General features: G+C 70.0%; 19 protein-coding genes. 14 read left to right on the forward strand and 5 right to left on the reverse strand.

What is annotated here, in order from left to right:
• The first annotated feature begins 34 nt into the window (after nucleotides 1-34).
• The 6 genes from G4D85_RS23245 (at nucleotide 35) to G4D85_RS23270 (ending at nucleotide 5,068) form a co-directional block, all read left to right on the forward strand.
• Complete coding sequence (locus tag G4D85_RS23245) at nucleotides 35-886, forward strand: CHAP domain-containing protein (protein ID WP_164015585.1); 852 nt, start codon at nucleotides 35-37, stop codon at nucleotides 884-886.
• Between the two features lie 197 nt (nucleotides 887-1,083).
• Nucleotides 1,084-1,392 carry a hypothetical protein gene (locus tag G4D85_RS23250; RefSeq protein WP_240359450.1) on the forward strand — a complete coding sequence of 103 codons (309 nt, stop codon included), beginning with the start codon at nucleotides 1,084-1,086 and terminating at the stop codon, nucleotides 1,390-1,392.
• 138 nt (nucleotides 1,393-1,530) lie between these two features.
• A complete protein-coding gene (locus tag G4D85_RS23255) occupies nucleotides 1,531-2,046 on the forward strand; it encodes an RNA polymerase sigma factor (RefSeq protein WP_164015588.1) in 516 nt (171 codons plus the stop codon).
• On the forward strand, nucleotides 2,036-2,755 hold the full coding sequence (locus tag G4D85_RS23260) for a zf-HC2 domain-containing protein (RefSeq protein WP_164015590.1): 720 nt from the start codon (nucleotides 2,036-2,038) through the stop codon (nucleotides 2,753-2,755). Before G4D85_RS23255 ends, G4D85_RS23260 begins: the two co-directional genes overlap by 11 nt.
• Nucleotides 2,710-4,317: a caspase family protein gene (locus G4D85_RS23265; RefSeq protein ID WP_164015593.1), complete on the forward strand. Its 1,608-nt coding sequence runs from the start codon at nucleotides 2,710-2,712 to the stop codon at nucleotides 4,315-4,317. The genes G4D85_RS23260 and G4D85_RS23265 overlap by 46 nt, the downstream gene beginning before the upstream one ends.
• Before the next feature lie 97 nt (nucleotides 4,318-4,414).
• A complete protein-coding gene (locus G4D85_RS23270; RefSeq protein ID WP_164015596.1) occupies nucleotides 4,415-5,068 on the forward strand; it encodes a hypothetical protein in 654 nt (217 codons plus the stop codon).
• A 47-nt stretch (nucleotides 5,069-5,115) separates the two neighbouring features.
• On the opposite strand, the gene G4D85_RS23275 is transcribed toward G4D85_RS23270, so the two are convergent.
• Nucleotides 5,116-5,712, reverse strand: coding sequence for a TetR/AcrR family transcriptional regulator (locus tag G4D85_RS23275; protein ID WP_164015599.1), 597 nt, complete (start codon nucleotides 5,710-5,712; stop codon nucleotides 5,116-5,118).
• A 106-nt stretch (nucleotides 5,713-5,818) separates the two neighbouring features.
• Between G4D85_RS23275 and G4D85_RS23280 the strand changes: the two genes are divergently transcribed.
• Nucleotides 5,819-7,429 carry an FAD-dependent oxidoreductase gene (locus G4D85_RS23280; protein ID WP_164015602.1) on the forward strand — a complete coding sequence of 537 codons (1,611 nt, stop codon included), beginning with the start codon at nucleotides 5,819-5,821 and terminating at the stop codon, nucleotides 7,427-7,429.
• A 111-nt stretch (nucleotides 7,430-7,540) separates the two neighbouring features.
• The gene (locus tag G4D85_RS23285; RefSeq protein WP_164015604.1) at nucleotides 7,541-8,695 is read left to right on the forward strand and encodes a serine hydrolase domain-containing protein; all 1,155 of its coding nucleotides are present in this window, start codon (nucleotides 7,541-7,543) and stop codon (nucleotides 8,693-8,695) included.
• A 57-nt stretch (nucleotides 8,696-8,752) separates the two neighbouring features.
• On the opposite strand, the gene G4D85_RS23290 is transcribed toward G4D85_RS23285, so the two are convergent.
• Nucleotides 8,753-9,412 carry a TetR/AcrR family transcriptional regulator gene (locus G4D85_RS23290; RefSeq protein ID WP_164015607.1) on the reverse strand — a complete coding sequence of 220 codons (660 nt, stop codon included), beginning with the start codon at nucleotides 9,410-9,412 and terminating at the stop codon, nucleotides 8,753-8,755.
• A 127-nt stretch (nucleotides 9,413-9,539) separates the two neighbouring features.
• Between G4D85_RS23290 and G4D85_RS23295 the strand changes: the two genes are divergently transcribed.
• Together G4D85_RS23295 and G4D85_RS23300 are read left to right on the forward strand one after the other, a co-directional pair.
• On the forward strand, nucleotides 9,540-10,583 hold the full coding sequence (locus G4D85_RS23295) for an NAD(P)-dependent alcohol dehydrogenase (protein WP_240359451.1): 1,044 nt from the start codon (nucleotides 9,540-9,542) through the stop codon (nucleotides 10,581-10,583).
• A 415-nt stretch (nucleotides 10,584-10,998) separates the two neighbouring features.
• Nucleotides 10,999-11,211: a beta propeller repeat protein gene (locus G4D85_RS23300; RefSeq protein WP_164015610.1), complete on the forward strand. Its 213-nt coding sequence runs from the start codon at nucleotides 10,999-11,001 to the stop codon at nucleotides 11,209-11,211.
• Here the strand turns inward: G4D85_RS23300 and G4D85_RS23305 are convergent.
• Both G4D85_RS23305 and G4D85_RS23310 read right to left on the reverse strand, forming a co-directional pair.
• The gene (locus G4D85_RS23305) at nucleotides 11,189-11,440 is read right to left on the reverse strand and encodes a hypothetical protein (protein ID WP_164015613.1); all 252 of its coding nucleotides are present in this window, start codon (nucleotides 11,438-11,440) and stop codon (nucleotides 11,189-11,191) included. The two genes, G4D85_RS23300 and G4D85_RS23305, sit on opposite strands and share 23 nt — an antisense overlap.
• A 109-nt stretch (nucleotides 11,441-11,549) precedes the next feature.
• Nucleotides 11,550-12,857, reverse strand: coding sequence for a GEVED domain-containing protein (locus G4D85_RS23310; protein ID WP_164015616.1), 1,308 nt, complete (start codon nucleotides 12,855-12,857; stop codon nucleotides 11,550-11,552).
• A 184-nt stretch (nucleotides 12,858-13,041) separates the two neighbouring features.
• On the opposite strand from G4D85_RS23310, the gene G4D85_RS23315 reads away from it, so the two are divergent.
• The 4 genes from G4D85_RS23315 (at nucleotide 13,042) to G4D85_RS23330 (ending at nucleotide 16,448) form a co-directional block, all read left to right on the forward strand.
• Nucleotides 13,042-13,527: a zinc-binding dehydrogenase gene (locus G4D85_RS23315; protein WP_164015619.1), complete on the forward strand. Its 486-nt coding sequence runs from the start codon at nucleotides 13,042-13,044 to the stop codon at nucleotides 13,525-13,527.
• A gap of 166 nt (nucleotides 13,528-13,693) precedes the next feature.
• Nucleotides 13,694-14,710: a serine/threonine-protein kinase gene (locus tag G4D85_RS23320; protein WP_164015622.1), complete on the forward strand. Its 1,017-nt coding sequence runs from the start codon at nucleotides 13,694-13,696 to the stop codon at nucleotides 14,708-14,710.
• A gap of 218 nt (nucleotides 14,711-14,928) precedes the next feature.
• Nucleotides 14,929-15,237, forward strand: coding sequence for a hypothetical protein (locus G4D85_RS23325; RefSeq protein WP_164015625.1), 309 nt, complete (start codon nucleotides 14,929-14,931; stop codon nucleotides 15,235-15,237).
• Nucleotides 15,238-15,488: 251 nt separating this feature from the next.
• Nucleotides 15,489-16,448, forward strand: coding sequence for a type VI immunity family protein (locus G4D85_RS23330; RefSeq protein WP_164015628.1), 960 nt, complete (start codon nucleotides 15,489-15,491; stop codon nucleotides 16,446-16,448).
• Nucleotides 16,449-16,501: 53 nt separating this feature from the next.
• On the opposite strand, the gene G4D85_RS23335 is transcribed toward G4D85_RS23330, so the two are convergent.
• A complete protein-coding gene (locus G4D85_RS23335) occupies nucleotides 16,502-19,063 on the reverse strand; it encodes a protein kinase domain-containing protein (protein ID WP_164015631.1) in 2,562 nt (853 codons plus the stop codon).
• Between the last annotated feature and the right edge of the window lie 42 nt (nucleotides 19,064-19,105).

Here is a 19,105-nt window from a genome sequence, read left to right on the forward strand (position 1 = left end):
AGTTCTTGGCTCGGACCCCGGGAGGTGGCATTGAATGCAGCCCCAACCATCCCCGGGAGGACCGCTGTTGCTTCGCCTGCTCGCCGCCATTCCCCTGTGTGCTCTCGTCGGCTGTGCCACCGTGAAGACCCGCGCCTCGGCGTCCGAGCCCCCGGTGGTGATGGCGACAGCACCCGTGGAGAACAGCGTGGCGCTTGCCGACCCTCACTCAGAGGCAGGGCAGGCAGGCACGGTGGAGGGGGCCGCGCAGGACAAGATGCGGCTGGTGACGGCGGGCGTGATTGCCGCCGCGCTGCAGGCCGCGGCCATGGTGACGGGGCCCGCCAGCACCTCGGGCCGCTTCTGGGATGAGCTGCTGTCTCCGACGGAGCTGAGCCGCTCCATCGTCCAGCGCTCCATCCAGCTCGTCGGCGCGCGCACCCTCGGCAAGAGCGTGCCCAATGACTGCTCGGGCTTCGTGCGGCTCGCGTACCTCGCGGGCGGCATCGACCTGGTGAACCACGGCTTCCTCGCGGGGGAGAACGCCGTCTCCGCCATCTTCCGCCGCGCCCTGGACGTGGGCACCGTCCACCACCAGGCTCCGCGCCCCGGCGACCTCGTCTTCTTCCGCGAGACGTATGACCGCAACCGCGACGGCCGGCGCAACGACGGGATGACCCACATCGGCGTCGTGGAGGGCGTGGACGGCGAAGGCACCGTCACCTTCATCCACCGGGGCGGCAAGGGCGTGGCGCGCGGGCGGCTCAACCTGGCGGCCCCCGCGAAGCACCAGCTCGGCCAGGGCGGGCCGGTGCTGAATGACTACATCCGCCCCGCCGCCAAGGGCTCCCGGGCGTACCTCGCGGGAGAGCTGTTCGCCGCGTTCGCTTCGCCTGAGGGCCTGTAACGTTACAGTGGCGCACCCGTACCCGGCGTGGCTTTGAAGAGTCGCCGCGCTGGGGCGTCATACGCGGCATGCGAATCGCCCTGCTGCTCGTTGGGGGTCTGCTTCTTGCCCCGGGCTGTGTCCTCCACACGCGGCCCCTGCCGCGCCCGGCGCCGCGCCCCCAGCCTTCTCCTCCTCCGCCCCCACGTCCGTCGGCCATGTCCTACAACGAGGCCGTGGACCTGGGCTTCGGCCAGTGCCGCTCGCGCGGCTACGAGTGCCGGCTGAAGGAGGCCCACCGCAAAGGCAATGACGTGTGGAAGGTGAAGTTCCACGCCTTCGCTGACGGCGCGAAGGGCCACCTCCATCTGGAGTACGACGCCTGGTCTCGCAACCTCCTCAAGGTGGACGAGAAGGTGAAGGCCCGCCGCGACGACAGGGACGATGACGACGACTGGGATGACGACGACCATCGCCACGGCCACGGTAGGGGCAAGAAGAAGGGCCACGCGAGGCACGACGACTGACGCGCTGCTCCCGTCCTGGCATCCGCCTGTGGGGCTGGCCCTCCCACGCCGCCCCACAGGGGCCGGAGGCCGGGCGGTGCCTTTCTTCCCGACGGGTGTCCGCGGATTCGCGCCCGGGTGTCTCCAGGGTGCCGCGTCATGACTCCCACTCCCCAGGTCGACATCTCCACGCTGTACCGGCGCCACGTGGCGCTGGTGCGCGGCTGTGCGCTGCGCATCCTGGGTGAGCCCGCCGCCGCCGAGGACGTCGCGCAGGAGGTGTTCATCCGCTTCCTGCAGCATCGGGACCGCAGCGGCAGCGAGCAGGACACCGCCGCCTTCCTCTACCGCACCAGCACCAACCTCGCCCTCAACCGGCTGCGCGACGCTCGCCGCCGCAAGGGCCTGCATGACGCGCACCTGCCGGACGGGGAGCCGCACAGCCCCCACTCCCCGGAGGACGGGCTGGCGCTGCGCAAGGTGCTGGCGGAGGCGGACCCGGAGCAGGCGCAGATTGCCGCCTGCTACTTCATCCACGGCATGGAGCACGAGGAGATTGCCGGGATGCTCGGCGTCCCGCGCCGCACCGTGGGCCGCCGGCTGGAGAAGTTCCGCGCCCACGCCGAGCACATGCTGCAAGGCGTACGGAGAAAGGAAGCAGGCCATGGTGGCTGAGCCGTTCCCCAGGTCCAAGGCGTCCGCTGACTGCCTGTCCGGATGGTGTGTCTCGCAAGTCGTGCTCGGACTGCTGTCCCCCGAGGAGCGCGCGCCGGCCGAGGCGCACCTCACCTCCTGCGCGTCTTGCCGGCAGCGGGTGGACGTGGAGCATGCCCAGGCTCGCGCGGCGGCCTTCGAGAAGGTGCCGGAGGCGCTGCTCGCGGCAGCGGCGGCCGTGCCCCCGCGTCCGGAGCGGCAGGGGTGGCTTCCGTGGAGGTGGGTGCCCGCCTTCGCCGTCCCCGCGCTGGCGGTGGGCGTGTTCCTCGCGGTGCGGCCTCCCTCCGGGGTGGAGCGTCCCGGCGTGCAATTGAAGGGCAGCGCGTCACTGGACGTGGCGGTTGCGCGAGAGGGGACGCTCGTGGTCAACGGCATCCCCGCGGAAGAGGTTGCGGGGCTGAGGGCGGGAGACCGGCTGCGCCTGCGCGTGCAGGGGGCGGAGTCGTCCGCGTGGCTCATCCTCCAGGGAGACGAGGAAGGACAATGGACCCCGTACTTCGAGGGCCTCGCGCCCCAGGGCGGCTGGCTGCCCATGGGCATCACCGTCACGCCGGACGGGCGCACGCGGATGCGGCTGCTGACGTGCGCGGCGAAGCCTCCGCCTGGAGTGCCGGTGGAGGACGTGTGCCGCGTGCGCGTCTACGACTGGGGCATGGCTGGGACGCCGTGAGCCGCGTGGCGGCGCTGTGGCTGGGCGTGCTGCTGGCCGTGGTGCCCATGGCCGTGCAGGCGGGAGAGGCCCGCTACGCGCTGCTGGTGGGCGCGCACAAGGGCAACGCGGACGAGCCCCGGCTCCACTTCGCCGGACGCGATGCGGAGCGCCTGCGCGAGGTGCTCGTCACCCTGGGCGACTTCCCGCAGGAGAACGTCACCGTGCTCGCGGACCCGAGCGCGGACCGGATGCGCACCGCGCTGGCGCGGATGAACGCGCGCATCCGCGAGGAGGTGGCGCATGACCGCTCCAGCGTGCTGCTCGTCTTCTACTCGGGCCATGCGGACGCGGAGTCGCTGCACCTGGGCGGCACGCTGCTGCCGTGGGAGGAGCTGCGCAACCTCACCTCCGGCTCGGCGGCGGCGGCGCGTCTGCTGGTGGTGGATGCGTGTCGTTCCGGGCAGGCCACGCGCGTGAAGGGCACGAAGCTGGCGGCGCCCTTCGCGCTGCCTCCGGACGTGGAATCGCACGGACTGCCGGAGGGCTTCGCGATTCTCTCCTCATCGGCGGCAGGGGAGAGCGCTCAGGAGTCGGACTCGCTGCAGGGTTCCTTCTTCACGCACCACCTGGTGGCCGCGCTGCGCGGCGTGGCGGATACCAGCTCGGATGGGCTCGTCAGCCTGGCGGAGGCGTACCAGTACGCCGCGGACCGCACGGTGGCGAGCACCGTGGCCACGGTGGGCGGCGTGCAGCACCCCACGTACCTCTACGAGTTGAAGGGGCGCTCGGAGCTGGTGCTCACGCGGCCGGGGCGCAGCCAGGGACTTGCGGCGGTGCGGCTGGAGGGGGCGGGGCAGTACTTCTTCCGGCAGGGCGGGCGTGATGGCCCGGTGGTGCTGGAGGCGGGCATCTCTCGCGAGGCTCGCACCGCGCGGTTGGTGCCTGGGAGTTACTTCGTCCAGCACCGCCTGCCGGACCGGCTGCGCGAGGCGCGCGTGGTGGCGGAGGAGGGCCGCCCGCTGGAGCTGGCCGAGGCGGCGTGGAGCGTGGTGGAGCTGGACCAGCTCGTGCGCAAGGGCGGCGGTGGACGGCCCACCTGGGCACTGAGCGGGTGGGGCGGTGGGACGGCGAGCCTCCTGGACGGCTATCCGTTCTCTCCGTCTGGCGCGGTGCAGGCGTCGCTGGACACGGCGGCGCTCACGCTGGATGCGCAAGTGGAGCTGGCCCTGGCGGGCTTCGTCCAGGCTGGCTTCGAGCGGCGGCTCACCTCCGGGGCGCTGCGGGTGGGGGCTCGCAAGGTGTTCGACATGGGGCGGTTCTCCCTGTCGGGAGGCGTGCGGGTGGGGGCGTCGTACGTGGACCAGCGCTTCTTTGGGCGGACGGCGCCGCGCCACTGGCAGGTGGTGCCGCAGTTGGACACGGTGCTGCGCGCGGACCTGCACCTGCCCCGGGGCCTCTTCGTGGGCGCGGAGGCGGGGCTGCGTGCGTCGCGGGTGCGCGTGCTGTCGTCGCTGGGACGCGAGGAGGTGCGCACGCCGGTGACGCCGATGCTCGCGGCAGGGACGGGGCTTCGCTGGTGAGGTTGTCCGTGGCGTGGGGCTCGCGGGTCTCTTCCGTGTCTCTGGCGCGCGGCGGTGGCCGGGCGGTATGCGCGCTTCACGTGGATGGAGTCCTGTCATGAAGCTGAAGCGGTTCGTGGAGTCGCTGGCCCTGTCGCTTGCGTTGGGGAGCACCGCCGGGTGCGGGGATGCGCTGATGGATGGCTCGTATGCCGGCGAGCCCCGCTACGTGGTGCAGGGCGAGGTGAAGTCGTTGGCGCCCTCCTCGGAGAAGGGGACGACGCGCGTCACCCTGGCCTGGGACAACTGGGCGCGGGAGGGGGACATCACCACCTACCAGAGCGTGGAGCTGACCAGCATGAATCCCCCGTTCGACTACCAGTTGCGCGTCGTCGACAACCCTCCCGACGAAGTGCTCAACGACTTCAATCCGGGCCTCATCGGGTTCGCCTACCTCATCGTCTACGAGGACCTGGATGGGAATGGCGTGCCCAACGGCGAGGAGGCCAATCGCTGGAGCAACCTGCGCGGCATGGCGCGCAACCACGTGGTCCTCTTCGCGCCCGAGCTCACCGGGGCGCTGAAGGCGTCACTTCGCGAGTGGGGCCGCATCGTCAACGTGGACGACTTGAAGCCGGGCTTCAACCTGGCGCGCGGCGTCTGCGTGGGGACGGACTCCAGCTTCGATGACCTGGAAATCGTCCCCAACGAGCCCGTGGCCGTGGCGGATCCGCAGGACGACAGCGTGAGGTCCTGCATCAACTACCACTGAGGCGCCGGAGCCGGACCTGTTCCGGCCCTGCATCCGGTGGACGTAGTTCACTGCCGCTTCACGTAACGCAGGAGGAGTGTCACCAGTTCCTCCTGGAGCACGCCCTGGGACAGGGCCTCGGGGCGCTCCACCACCGCGCGGTGGATGACCGCGTGGGCCACCGTGTCGATGAGCCAATGGGCCAGTTCCGGATCCGGGACGTCGGTGGCGTATTCGCGGAACGCCTCCAGCATCGGCGCGTCCTCCGGCCCCAGGGACCGGGCTCGGCGCGTGGGCAGCTCCTCCGTCAACGCATGGTGCAGCTTCGGGTTCACCGCGTGGGCCGCGAAGCCCATGGACACCAGCGTCCGGATGAGGTCCTCCAGCCCTTGGAACTTCCGCGTCGCCATCACCTCCCGCACCGCCTTGCGCTGCTCCTTCACGTGCCGGCGCGACACCTCCGCCACCAGCGCCTCCTTGCCGGGAAAGAACTGGTACAGCGAGGCCACGTTGACGCCAGCGCGCTCCGCGATGCGGTTGGTCGTCAGCTTCGCGTACCCGTCGCGCACCAGAATGTCAGCAGTCGCCTGCACCAGCGCATCCACCGTCGCGCGCGAGCGCTCCTGCAGAGGCGTCTTCCGAGGGGAAAGCTTCGCGCGCGGCATGCCGGACTCCTGGGACGGGAACGCAAGCTGACAACATAAGCACTTCCTTACATTCTCCACTCCATCGCATCCGGGGCGCCAGGGCCTCTCGCGACAGGAGACAGCCATGACTCGGGTAGCGACTCAGGTGCTGATTGTCGGCGCCGGTCCCACGGGCCTCACGCTCGCTTGCGACCTTGCACGCCGGGGGAGCGCCTTCCGCATCGTGGACGCGGCACCCGGGCCCTTCGTGGGCTCGCGTGGAAAGGGACTGCAGCCCCGCACGCTGGAGGTGCTGGAGGACCTGGGCGTGCTCGACGCGGTGCTCGCGGCCGGCACGGCATATCCCCGCCTCCGCATCCACTGGCGGGGCTTCGTCGTGGGCCGCTGGACGATGATTCCCCGCCATGCCGCGACACCAGACGTGCCCCATCCCGACCCGTGGCTCGTGCCGCAGGCTCGCACCGAAGGCATCCTGCGCGAGCGACTCACCGCGCTCGGCCATGCGGTGGAGTTCGGAACCGCGCTCACCGACTTCACCCAGGACGACACCGGTGTCAGCGCCACCCTCACCCGTGGCGGCGCTTCGGAGGTCGTGCGTGCGGAGTACCTGGTGGGCGCGGATGGCGGCCACAGTCGCGTGCGCAAGGCCCTGGGTGTGGGCTTCCACGGAACGACGCACGAGGAGGAGCGCATGGTCGTGGGAGATGTGCGCGTGGACGGCCTGGGCCGCGACCACTGGCACGTGTGGCCCTTCGCGAAGGGCGGCATGGTGGCGCTGTGTCCCCTGCCTGGCACGGAGCGCTTCCAGCTCACCCTCCAGGTGAAGCCCGGTGGCACCGTGCTGGAGCTCACCGAAGCCGCCCTGAACCAGCGCCTCCAGGACGCCGCCCGTCCCGGCCCCCGGCTCCGATTGCACGACGCGAGCTGGCTGTCCGTGTACCGCCCCAACGTGCGCATGGTGGACCGCTATCGCGTGGGCCGCGTCATGCTCGCGGGCGACGCCGCGCACGTCCACCCTCCCGCCGGAGGCCAGGGGCTCAACACCGGCGTCCAGGATGCCTACAACCTGGGCTGGAAGCTGGGCCACGTCCTCGCCGGGGCCTCACCGGACCTGCTCGATACCTACGAAGCGGAGCGGCTGCCCATCGCCGCGCACGTGCTCGGCCTGTCCACGAAGCTCTACCAGGGCATGCGCCAGAACAGCCTGGGCTCCCAGCGGCGTGGAGCCGAGACACGGCAACTGGGGTTGCACTATCGCGGCGGTCCGCTCGCGCCCCAGACGGACGGCGACACGTCCCGCCTGCGCGCGGGAGACCGGGCCCCCGATGCGCCGTGCGTGGATGCGACAGGCAAGCCCTCACGTCTGTTCGAGGCCTTTCGGGGTTCCCACTGGACGCTGCTCGCCTTCGGGCCGGCGCACGAGGACGCACCCGCGTGGGCCCGCTCGCGCTTCGGTGACTTCGTACGCGCCATCCACGTCCGCGCGGGGGGAACGTCCGCCGATTCAGAGTCCCTGCTCGACCTCGGAGGACACGCGCACCGGGCCTACGACGCGGGCACAGGTGCGTTGGTGCTGGTGCGCCCGGACGGCTACGTGGGGCACGTTTCCCGGCCCGGGACGCGCGTGGCGCTGGAACGGTTCCTGGCGCCGCTCGTGCCACCTGCCCCCTCTGGACAGGCAAGTCATGGTGGCCGCGGCTCAAGTCCAGGACTCCCGTCCAGGGAAGCTTCGTGACACGGGGGAAGGCGGGGCTGGCCGTCCGGGCCGCCCAGGCCTTCCAGTCGCACCGCCGGGGCTTCCAAGCGCGGTAGGCTCGCCGCTCCTCTCTCACCGGAGCCCTGCCCCGTGCGCGTCCCCGCCCTGCTGGTGGCCTCGCTGGTCCTCGTCCCGCTGCACCCGCACGCCGCCCCGGCGCCTGCCCGGCGCGCCGCCGACGGTGCGCCCGGGAGTGCTGCGCAGCGGGTCGAGCCCACCGTGGCGCTCGACCGCAAGCTCGAGCGGCGCGTGGACGCCATCCTCGACGAGGAGATGCAGCGGCAGGAGCTGCCCGGCGCCATCGTCGCGGTGGTGCGTGGCGGGACTGTCGTCGTGAAGAAGGGATACGGCGAGAAGCGCCGGGGCGGCGGCGAGCGGCCTGACTCCGCCACCGTCTTCCACATCGGCTCGTTCTCCAAAGCGCTGGCCGCGGTGGGCGCGCTGACGCTCGTGCAGCGCGGCCAGCTCGGCCTGGACGTGCCGGCCGCGCGCTACCTGCCCGAGCTTCCCCCGGCCTGGCGCGCCATTACGGTGCGCCAGGTCCTGGCGCACGCGAGCGGCATCGGGGACAAGGTCGGCCAGCCGGCCACCTGGGAGGAGGCAATCGCGGGCTACGCGGGCGCGCCGCTCACCTTCGCCCCGGGCACGCGCACCGACTACACCAACTTCAACTACGCGGTGGTCGGCAGGCTGGTGGAGTCGGCCAGCGGCCGGCCCTTCGTCACCTTCATGCGCGAGGACGTCTGGCGTCCCGTGGGCATGGTGGACACGGGCTACCCGGCCACCGCGCGAAACCTCGCCACCGGCCACGAGCGGAAGAAGGGCGGCTGGCGGGAGATGCTCCCCGAGCCCCAGGGCTCCTACGGCGTGCCCTCCGGGTTCCTCTCCACGACGCTGGACGACCTGGTGCGGTTGCACGCAGCCCTCGAGCGCAACGTCGCGCTCGACGCTGCCACGCGCGAGGAGATGCTCACGCCCTACCCGGCGGGGAAGAAGCGCGGCGCTGGCATGGTGCTCGGTTGGAGCGCGAGCCGCGTGGGTGGGCGCAACGGTGCGCTCGTCGTCAGCAAGAACGGCGCGGCGGATGGATTCTCCAGCCTCTTCACCTGGCTGCCCGGCCGCGGCGACGCGGTCATCGTGGTGGTCAACCGCAAGGGCGAGGGCGTGGAGACGGCGCGCATCGTGGCGAGGCTGGCCGAGGCGGCCTTCGGGCTCGAGCTGCGCGCGCTGGAGAAGGAGGGCTGAGGCCCGGCTCCCGCGCTCACGGCCACGCAGTTGCCGTGCGGCGGCTTGCCGCAGGCGTCACCCCGCTTTCCGCATCCGTTCCAGCCCGTCGAGCAGGATGTCGAGCCCCAGTTCGAGGTGCTGCACGCCGTCGTGCCTGCCGGCGACGACCTCCTGCGACATCCCGTTGAGGTACGGAAAGCGCTCTGGCGGAATCATGGGCAGGAACTTCGACGCGGCGGCGGCGTACTGGTCGGGGTCCAGCGGGAAGTTCAGCCGCTGCAGCGTGAACCCGTAGATGTATGCGTCCAGCGCGTTCCACGCGTAGTCAGCCTGGGGGTACGTGAAGCCCCCTGCTCGCAGACAGCCGATGGTGGCGTCGACGTAACGCAGCATGTTCGGCCCGATGTTGAGCCGCGACACGAATAGCAGGGTCGCCCACGGATGCCGCATGAGGACGCCGTGCGCGGACTGTGCTCGCTCGCGCATCGCTGCCTTCCAGTCGCCGCCCGGCCGGGGGACGGCAATCTCACCAGCGACGAGGTCCACGATTCCGTCGAGGATGTGCTCCTTGCTCGGGACATGGTTGTAGAGCGACATCGCCTCGACCTTGAGCGCCTGGGCCAGGTTGCGCATCGACAACCAGTCCAGGCCCTTCTTGTCCGCGAGCTTGAGTGCGGTCTCGAGCACCCGCGCTGGCGTCAGCGGCGTCCGCCCCGCACGCTTCTTCGTCGCCATCACTCCTCCAGCAGAAGACGCTTACTTACGCCGTAAGTCAATATTGACAGTCGGTGAAATCGATTGCTACTTACGCCGTAAGTACCACGACGGGCATCACCCACGTAGCCCGAAAGAGGGGGACATCATGCAGGCAGCCCACCAGACCACCGCGGCGCTCACCGCCGCATCCACCGGGGACGCAGCCGGGGCCATGCGCGCGGTCGTCCATCGCCGGTACGGCACGCCGGACGTGCTGGAGCTCGGGGAGACGGAGCGTCCCGTCCCCGGCGACGAAGACGTCCTCGTCCACGTGCACGCGGCCGCGGTGACCATCGGCGACCATCACATGGTGACGGGGAAGCCGTACCTGGTCCGGCTCAGCCCGTACGGCGGCCTGCCAGGCCCCCGCAACAAGGTGCCGGGTGGGGCGCTCGCGGGCCGCGTCCACGCGGTCGGCGCGAAGGTCACGGGCTTCCGCGCGGGCGACGAGGTCTTCGGTCAGGCCATGGCGGGCGCGTTCGCGGAGTACGCGGTGGTGCCTGCGGCGGCGCTCGTGCTCAAGCCCCACAACCTCTCGATGGAAGAGGCCGCGACCGTTCCCTGGGCGGCCACCGCGCTGCAGGGGCTCCGTGAAGCAGGCCAGGTCACCGCGGGGCAGCGCGTTCTCATCAATGGTGCGTCCGGCGGCGTGGGGACGTGGGCGGTGCAAATCGCGCGCGCACTTGGCGCTGAGGTGACGGCTGTCTGCAGCGCGCGCAATGCGGAGCTGGTGCGCTCGCTCGGCGCGGCCGAAGTGATTGACTACGCGAAGGAGGACTTCGTCGGGGGCGGTGCCCGCTTCGACGTGATGCTGGACCTCGTCGGCAACCGAGCGCTGTCGGACTGCCTGCGCGTGTTGAACCCGAAGGGCGTCTACGTCGCGTGCGGGGGTGGCGGCGGCGATTGGCTCGGGCCACTGCCCCGGTTCGCGGGCATGGGACTCCGGTCTCTCTTCTCCAGCCAGCGGCTCAGGACGTTCTTCTCTGACCCGAAGCAGAAGGAGCTGCTGTTCCTCAAGGAACTGGTGGAGGCCGGCAAGGCCAGGCCCGTCATCGAGCGTTCGTGGGCGCTGAGTGAAATCGCCGAAGCGCTGCGCCATGTGGGCGAAGGACACAGCCGCGGCCAGTCGGTCGTCCGCGTCGCGGGTTGACCCGCGGCCTCTCCGGCAACGCGCTGCTCAGCGCCTGGGCACGTGCGACGCCACGCCCGTGAAGCACCGGCGGATGTAACGGCCCTGTAACCGCGCCTCCTTTCGCCCGACCCGACAGTGAGGGGCCGAGACGGACGGGGCCCTCGGGCGTCCAGTTGCGCGTGTAGCGACTCCAGCGCTCGGGTGACGGGCTCGGGCGCGCTGGAGGCCAGCTTGCTGCGGCAGACCGAGCTGCTCGGCAAGATGCGCTCCCAGGTGGCCGTTGTGACGTCCGAGGCGCACTTCCAGGCGCAGGAGCTGCGGGTGGTGAACGTAACCGTCCGGGTTTGGGCGTCTTGCCGGCAGACGTGGCCGTCCCGGTCGCGAGTGCCAGCCCTGAGCCGCTGCGGGTTGCACCGCCCTTCCCTCCGACAACGTGACGGCGCTGGCGGCCACCGACGGCGGAGCCGTCTACGTGGGCACCGACGACGAAGGACTGTGGCGCATCGAGAAGGACGGCGAGACGCTCACCCGCGTGGAGACGGTGAAGGGAACGCAGGTGCTCCGGCTCGTGTATGACCCCACCGTGACGCCTGCCATGCTGTATGTCCTGACCGATACGGGCCTTACCGTGCTGCGGGAGGAGTAGGCACCTGCCAGCCGAGCTTGAGGGGGATCTTCTGGACGAGGGACTCGAAGCCCCGACGGGCTTTGTCCGGTGGAATCCCCATCTGCTCCTCGATTTCCTTCAGCCGGGCATCATCGACCGTGGCACTCGGATCCATGTAGCTGATGTCACGGTACTCATGGACGAGCAACAGCCGCACATCCAGCTCTCCCTCCGGATACAGGCCTGCGAGGAGCTCCAGGGCCCCCATTCGTGCCGCGTGGGACTCCGACGCGAGTTGCTGGAGAGGGAGTGGATGCGCTGGGGCACCTGTCGCTGAGGCTCGAGGCTCACTTCCGGCTCAGCTCGAAAGCGCCGGACTATTCCCCCGCGAAGCCCGGAGCGGGGAGCACCGTCAACGGACGCTCTCGGGACGCTTCGGGAACACCCTGGACCGTCTGGCTCCGGGGCCCAGACACCGTGAGCGACGCCGGTTTGGAATCCTGGGCCCGGACCCCGGACGTGAATGCGGGCATGGGGAGCACGTTGAGGAGGTAGTCCTCGGTTTCGCCGTAGTTGTAGATGCCGCAGGAAGAAACGTCGGACGGGTCGACCACCGTGGTTCCGTCGTAGACGGCGGTGACGAAGCGAACCCGCTTGTTGCCTGGGAGCACCGACGCCGGGATGTTGAACGTGATGGTGTAGGTGACGTCGCTGGAAACAGAGGGGGCGTCGATGATGAGCTCCCCCGCATCCGTGAAGTCATTGTCCGCATTCCAGTCAACGTACATCTTGAAGAGCTTCTCGTAGTTCGCCCCCCCGCAGGAGCCGAAGGCGATGTCGATCTGCTTGCCAACCTGTCCCGCGGTGGCGGACGTCACGAGCTGCGTGTTCCTGGTATAGACGGGGCAGGTTGAACCCCCACGCGTGTCGTTGACGAACTCGGACGTGGCCACGTAATCAATGGCGCCATAGGCCAGATAGTCCGCAGTGGACTGGCAATAGGGGTCGACCTCGAAGTTCGTGGTGGAGGCCTGCTGCACGTTGCAGATGCGCAGATTGGGCGTGCTCGTGTGCCCGACCCGGATGACGCCCGAGGCCGCGCCAGCGGGCACCTGGGCAATCATTGACGTTGGACTCAGGATGGCTCTCGCGGCGCTCACCCCGTTGAAGGTGACGAAGGTCTGGGCGGTGAAGTTGGTGCCCGTGAGGGTGACGATGCCGCCCACTGGAGCCGACGGTGGAGAGAAACTGGTGAGGGTCGGCTGGTTCCCCGCGGTGACGGCCAACAGGACCGACATGGTGTCGGTTCCCGCCTTTGCGACGACGTAATAGTTGCCCACCGCGAAGCAGGAGCCATTCGTCGTCGAAGGCAGGGTGAGGTATTCCTGGACGATCTCCGAGCAATAGGGCCCGGGCTGGTAGATGTAGGCTTGGTAGTTGGTCTTCAGATAGATGCTGGAGGTTGTCAGCGTCGGGGTCGTCGACAGATAGAACTCGACGGGAATGTAGCCAGACGCTGTGCGAAGCGCGCCCGCGGAAAAGGAGATGTTGTGGGTCGTTCCCAGGGGCCAGGTCGACGTCGAGCCCATTGAGCAGACATCTTCATCGTATATATATGCCTGGGCTGAACCACCCAACGACAGGAGCCCCAAGGCAAGAGCGGCGGCAATGGACTGCTTTCGCATGTGAAATCCCTTTCCGAATGCAGGCGGACAATTGGCTTTGCCTTTTGCTATCGCTCAAGTCAAGCTGAAGTCGGGTTTGGGAAGTGATTGGGAGATTGGAAATGACCCGCCAGGGCTGTGGAGCGAACCTGGGCGCCGGGTGAGCTGACAGGCTAGGGAGCCGCCGGGTGCCTGGTGGTCGGCGGTGCAGCTCGCGCGCGCACCTGGCGCTGAAGTGACTGCTGTCTGTGGCGCGCGCAATGCGGAGTGGGTGCGCTCGCTCGGCGCGGCCGAAGTCATCGACTATGCGAAGGAGGACTTCGTCGGGGGCGGTGCCCGCTTCGATGTGATGCTAGACCTCGGCGGCAACCGAGCGCTGTCGGACTGCCTGCGCGTGTTGAACCCGAAGGGTGTCTACGTCGCGTGCGCGGGCGACGGCGGCGATTGGTTCGGGCCGCTGGCCCGGCTCGCAGGCATGGCACTCCGGTCTCTCTTCTCCAGCCAGCGGCTCTGGACGTTCGTCGCGGCCCCGAAGCAGAAGGACCTGTTGTTCCCCAAGGTGCTGGTGGAGGTCGGCAAGGCCAGGCCCGTCATCGAGCGTTCGTGGGCGCTGAGCGAAATCGCCGAAGCGCTGCGCCACGTGGGCGAGGGACACAGCCGCGGCCAGTCGGTCGTCCGCGTCGCGGGCTGACCCGCGGCCTCTCCGGCAACGTGCCGTTCAGCGACCGGGCACGTGCGACGCCTGTGATGCACCGGCGGATGTAACGGCCCTGTAACCGCGCCTCCTTCCGCACGACCCGACAGACCTTTTCGCGCGTCCATGCGTTCGTGTCTTTAGAACACGAAGGAGGATGGCCATGGACGAGCTGTTGCGGTTGGGCCTGCGGGTGTTGGAAGGCTCGCACCTGGGAGGGGAGGCGGCCGCTCTCGAGCAGGAGATCGCGCGCAACCCGCGCGTGTTCCGGGAGCTGTGGCAGGAGTCGGAAGAGGTGCTGGAGCGACGCAGGGAGCTGGCGCGCCAGCTTCGGGAGCTGCGCCGTCACATCCGGAGGTTGCCCCCGGGGGACGCCTCGCGAGCGGGGAACCTGCTCCGCCGCGCGGGGGGAATGCGCCGGGTTGCGGGTGGGGCTCGACCTCCCCTGTCCTGGCGCCTCGCCGGCCAGGCCGAGCGCGTGGTCCGGTTTGCCAGCCAGGGCGCGCGCGGGGTGGCCTCGCGGCTGGGCCTCGTGGGCCAGTGGCTGGCCCGGGCGGGCTCGGTGTCCATGCGAGCCGCGACGCGGGTGGGGAATCTGGCGCTCCGGCTGCCGGGGGCCCGTTCGGTGGTGGCCATGGGGACGCGCGTGGTCGGAGCGGCGGGCCCCGTCCTGAGGCCGGCCGCCGCGGTGGCGGGCCGGGCCCTGGGCGCGGCGGGGACCCTGCTGCGACCCGTTGGCGCGCTGCTGGGCCGGGCCGTGGCGGCGGTGCTCCCCCGGGCCCTGCTCGCGGCGGCGGTGGCCAGCCCGGCGGTGCTCATCGCAGGGGCGCTCGTGCTCGCCATCGGACTGGGGCTGCTGTTCGCGGCGGCTCGCGGCGGCGGCGAGGTCGCTCGCGGGCCCGACTGCGACTGCAGCCGCATCAACTTTGGGCTCCTCACGAAGCCCTACCAGGACCACTGCCGGGGCGTGGAGGCAAAGCTTCGGACCCTGGACGCCGAGGACAAGCTGGGGCTGAAGACCGGTCCGGCAGGCACCTTCGTGGGCGGAGCATTCTGCGACTCCGTCGCGATGGGACCCTACGCGTGGCCCGTCTCGGGAGGCCCCCGGACGCCCCCGCCTCGCCCTGCGCCGCCCAAGGCCTGCACGTCCACGTCGGGCCTGGCACAGCGGTGTGGTTGATGGGGGCCGCTCGCGGGCCGGTGTGAGCCATCCACCGGCCCCGTTGGGTGAGCGGGTGGCCCACCGACGGAAGGGGCGATTTACGCAATTCACGAAATAACCCATGATTCTGCGGAATGAACGTGGGCGTGAAGGCCATGGCGCGGTGCTCCCCAGCGACCGTGGCTCATGGCCGGTGCCAGGCCCCTCGAACTGGGGAACCGAGATACCGGGTGTTGATGGCCAGCCTGTTGCTGGTCGCGTGCGGCGCCCCGCGCGCCAACAGGCACGGCGGGCCACGCCACTATGCGCAGTCGATGGACTCGGCGACGAGCGCCTGCCTGCGCACCCCCGCCTGCTACACGGCTACGGGCGAGGACGCCATCCTCCCGTGGCTGTCACGCGCGGCGAGCGCGGCGCGCACCACCGCCGCGGTGATGCGCCTGCTGGAGGAGGCGGACCTCAAGCGCGCCGAAGCCATCCTGATGGAGTGCGCCTCGGAAGCGAACGGCCAGGTCAATGAACAGCGCTACGGGAAGGGGAAATGAGCCACTCCCGAGCAATGCCAGGAGCGGGTGTCGACCCCTCGGGACAGCAGGAGACGCGTGCGGAGGAAATGGGCCGGGTGAAACACGCGGTGGCGCTGGAGTGCGCGCGCCAGAATTAGCAATACTCCCCAATGGAATGGATACCATCGCAAGCATCCCTTCTACGGGAAGAACCAAGGCCAGGTGTACTACGAGTCATTGGGAGGCAGGACGCCTGCCGTGGTGGTGCCCCATGCTGGAATCAAACCACCATGGCAGCCTTGAATCCAAAGCTTCGCGTCCACGAGACCTACCCTGCATGTCCGCCAGAAATCCCCGAGCCAAGACGATGTCTGGCCATTCGGGACAGCCTGAACATCACCTTCTACATGCGGCGTCCCCACAGTGAGGTGAGGCATGACATCACGCATGCCTTGGAGGTCTACTGCCAGGCTGTAGGCCGTCATAGACTGTCAACCTATGGGGGCTACTCGGAACACTGGCAGGCTCTCGACGACGAGGGCTGGGCGGCGGTCCGGGAGGACTTGCTCGATCCGGAAGGCGGCGGCAGCGTCGTCCTGCGTGAGTGGGCGACGGTGACGCCAGGGCACGCGTTCACCTATTTCGGCCGACTCTACGACTTCCCTGGATACAGGACCTGGCCCGACGAGTCTTCCACCGTCTCCTTCTGGCTGCCGACCGAATACCTGGAGGAACGTGGTCCCGACTGGGTGCGGGAGCTGGCGCTGGAACTTGCCTCCCGGCTTCCCTTCAACTCCGGCCATGCGGGCCTGTTCCTACAGTCGTACTTCGACCCGATGACGCACGCTGAGGTCCGCGCAGCCTGCTTCGCCTACCCAGGCATGGACATAGTGAGGGAGAACGAGCTGGCCAATCACATCGGCACCCGGGTGAAGGGCGCACACTGGCTGACCTTCCTCGGCCAGCCGGTGCTCGGAGAGCTGGGCGGCGCGACAGGCCTCCGCTCCCGGCTGCACTCGCCCAACACCGCCGTGCAGGGCCTGGGACAAGACCGCGTCGTGGTGACACTGGGCAAGCAGCCCGAATTCGGAGACGTGGAACCCGAGCGCACCCTGGCCCCGTACCGCGAGCTGGCCCGCGTGTGGAGCCCTGGCTCTACCGCGAGCGCGCGCCGTGGACCGGCTTCACCGAGGATGACATGCGCCGCTGGGAGCGCCGCCTCCTCGATTAGCGGCGCGCTGGGGTGTTGAGCCCGCGGCGGGGATTGTCAGAATGCCCAGGCCCCCAGCCTCGCTCATCACCCTCAGTCGCGCTTGTTCGAGAGCTTCTTGATGGCGGCGCCGGCCTCGTTGTGGCCGCAGCTCAAGTTCAGGACTCCCGTCCTGGGAAGCTGCGTGGCACGGGTGAGGGCGGGGAGGGCATCCGGGTTGCCCAGGCCCGCCAGCCGCACTGCCGCCTGCGCGCGGATGTCGCAGTCCTCCGACTCCAGCGCCCGGCTGTACGCGTCCACCAGGTCCACGCTGGCCGTGGCCTTGACGTACTCCAGGTAGCGCAGCGCGCCCCACTGTCGCAGCGAGTACTCCTCTTCGGCGAGGTCCTCGAAGTGCCCAAGCACGGACTCCTTGGGGAACTTGTCGAGCAGGGCCTCCATCGTGGCGCCACCGCCCCGGCCGTAGTCCTCCGCGAGCCCGTCGAGGACTGGTGCTTCCACCTGCGCGCGCCCCTCGTCATCCAGCTTGGAGAGCAGGAAGTACTCGCTCTTGTGGGTACCTTTCGCGTGGTACACCGCCGCGCGCGCCCGCCGCCAGGAAGGCTCCTTCTGCGCTTCCTCCGGCACCGCTTCCAGCTGCTCCTGGGCGTCGTCCTTCTTTCCCTCTTCCAGCAGGGCGTAGGCGCGCACGACCGGGTCGTTCAGGTGCACCAGCCACGCCGCGCCGGCGCCCAGCAGCGCCAGGGCGCCCACGAGCACCACCAGCTGCGCGCGCCGATTCGTGCGCAGCACCGTCAGCGCCGAGCGCAGCCACTCCGTCAGGCGCCGCGAGGCTCCGCTCAGTCGGGCCATTCCTGGCAGGGCGGCCACGCGTGCTCCGAGCGGGGAGAATGCTCCGCTCACCCGGCCCAGCAACGACGCCAGCTTCGCACCCATGCCGCTCGCGGGGACGAAGCGGTCACCGAAAGGTGGGCCCTCCGCCGCGCGCTGGCAGCGGTAGAGCTGGAGCTGCTCCTCGCGGCCGGGCAGGGTGATGGTGCCGCACGGCTCGGCGGTGGCTTCGGCGCGGTTGCGCGCGAGGTTCACCGCCTCGGTGAACGTCACTTCGCCCGCGGCGGCCACGTGCTCCACCGACGCCACGACCTCCATGGGCTCGCCCAGCACGGTGTCGCTCGTGAGGAGCACCTCGCCCGCGTGCAGGCACACCCGCACGTGGAACTGCTCCTCCGGCGGCACCGTCTGGTTGTGGCGCCACAGCCGGTCCTGCATGGCCATGCCGCACAGCACGCCCGCCGTGGGAGAGCGGAACACCGCCAGCAGCGCGTCGCCGCGCTTCTGCACCAGCCGGCCCTCGTGCTCCTTCACCAGGGGCGTCAGCAGCCGGTCGTGTGTCTCCAGCATCCGCGCGTTCTCTTCGTGCGTCTGCCGGCTGGTGCGCTCGGCGAAGCCCTGGATGTCGGTGAGCATCACCGTCAGGTTCTGCGGCTTCACCAACGAAGCGCCGCCCGTCACCGTCGCCACGCTGCCCGACGGCTTCGTCCCGAAGGCCGCCGTCCCCGTGCGCATCGCCACGGGTGCCATGGGGCCAGAGCCCACGGGACCGGTGCCGTACGCACCGGCGCCCGCGCCGAATGCAGCCGTGCCGCTGCTCTGTGGCGGCGCCGCGCCTCCCGCGAAGACGGCCGTGCCGCTCGGGCCCGCCGACACCACGGCGGACTCACCCGTGCCGAAGACGGAGGTGCCGGAGGACGGCCCGCCGCCCTGGGGCACATAGACGGGCGTGCCCAGGCCGGGCGTGAAGGCGGAGAGCGCGGAGTGCGCCGCCGCCAGCGCGTCCGCCAGCTCGTGCGCGCTCTGCGGTCGCTTCAGCGGGTCCTTCTCCAGCAGGCGCATCACCAGCGACAGCAGGCCGATGAAGCGCGACAGCGACGGGGCCGCCCTGTCGAGAGGCAGCGGCGCATGGGAGGCGTGCTGCGCGAGGAAGTTGCGCGGCGCGGGCCCGTCGAAGGGCAGCCGCCCGGCCAGCACGCGGTACATCAGCACGCCGAAGGAGTAGAGGTCGCTGCGCGTGTCCACCTTCGCGCCCACGGCCTGCTCCGGGGACAGGTACTCCGGCGTGCCCAGCACCACGCCCACCTGGCTGACGGCGCTGCCAGCCTCCGGCTCCACCAGCCGGGCGATGCCGAAGTCCAGGAGCCGGGCCTGCTCCCCGCGCGCTCCCGGGGAGATGAAGACGTTCTCCGGCTTCAAGTCCCGGTGGATGATGCCCTTGTCGTGGATGGCGGCCAGCCCCTCCGCCAGCTGATGGAGCAGCGGCAGCGCGCGGCCCGGGTGCATGGGGCCGGGGATGAGCACGTCGTAGAGGCTCTGACCCTCCACGAACTCCATGACGAGGCAGGCGTGGTCTCCGGACTCGCCGAAGTCGACGATGTGCACCACCGCCGGGTGCTCCACGGCGGACAGGAGGCGGGCCTCCCGCTTGAAGCGCTCGGCCATGCCGGCCTGGGCGTGCAGGTCCTGGTGGAGGACCTTGATGGCCACCTTGCGCCCCAGGGACACCTGCTCACCCAGGTACACCTCTCCCATCCCACCCGAGCCCAGGGGGCGGAGCACCCGGAAGCGACCTTCGAGGACGAGGGAGTCGGGAGCCAACACGTCTGACGCATATAGTCCGACTTCCGTCCGGGGTGCATGTCG

Source organism: Pyxidicoccus trucidator (assembly GCF_010894435.1).
GTDB classification, from domain to species: domain Bacteria; phylum Myxococcota; class Myxococcia; order Myxococcales; family Myxococcaceae; genus Myxococcus; species Myxococcus trucidator.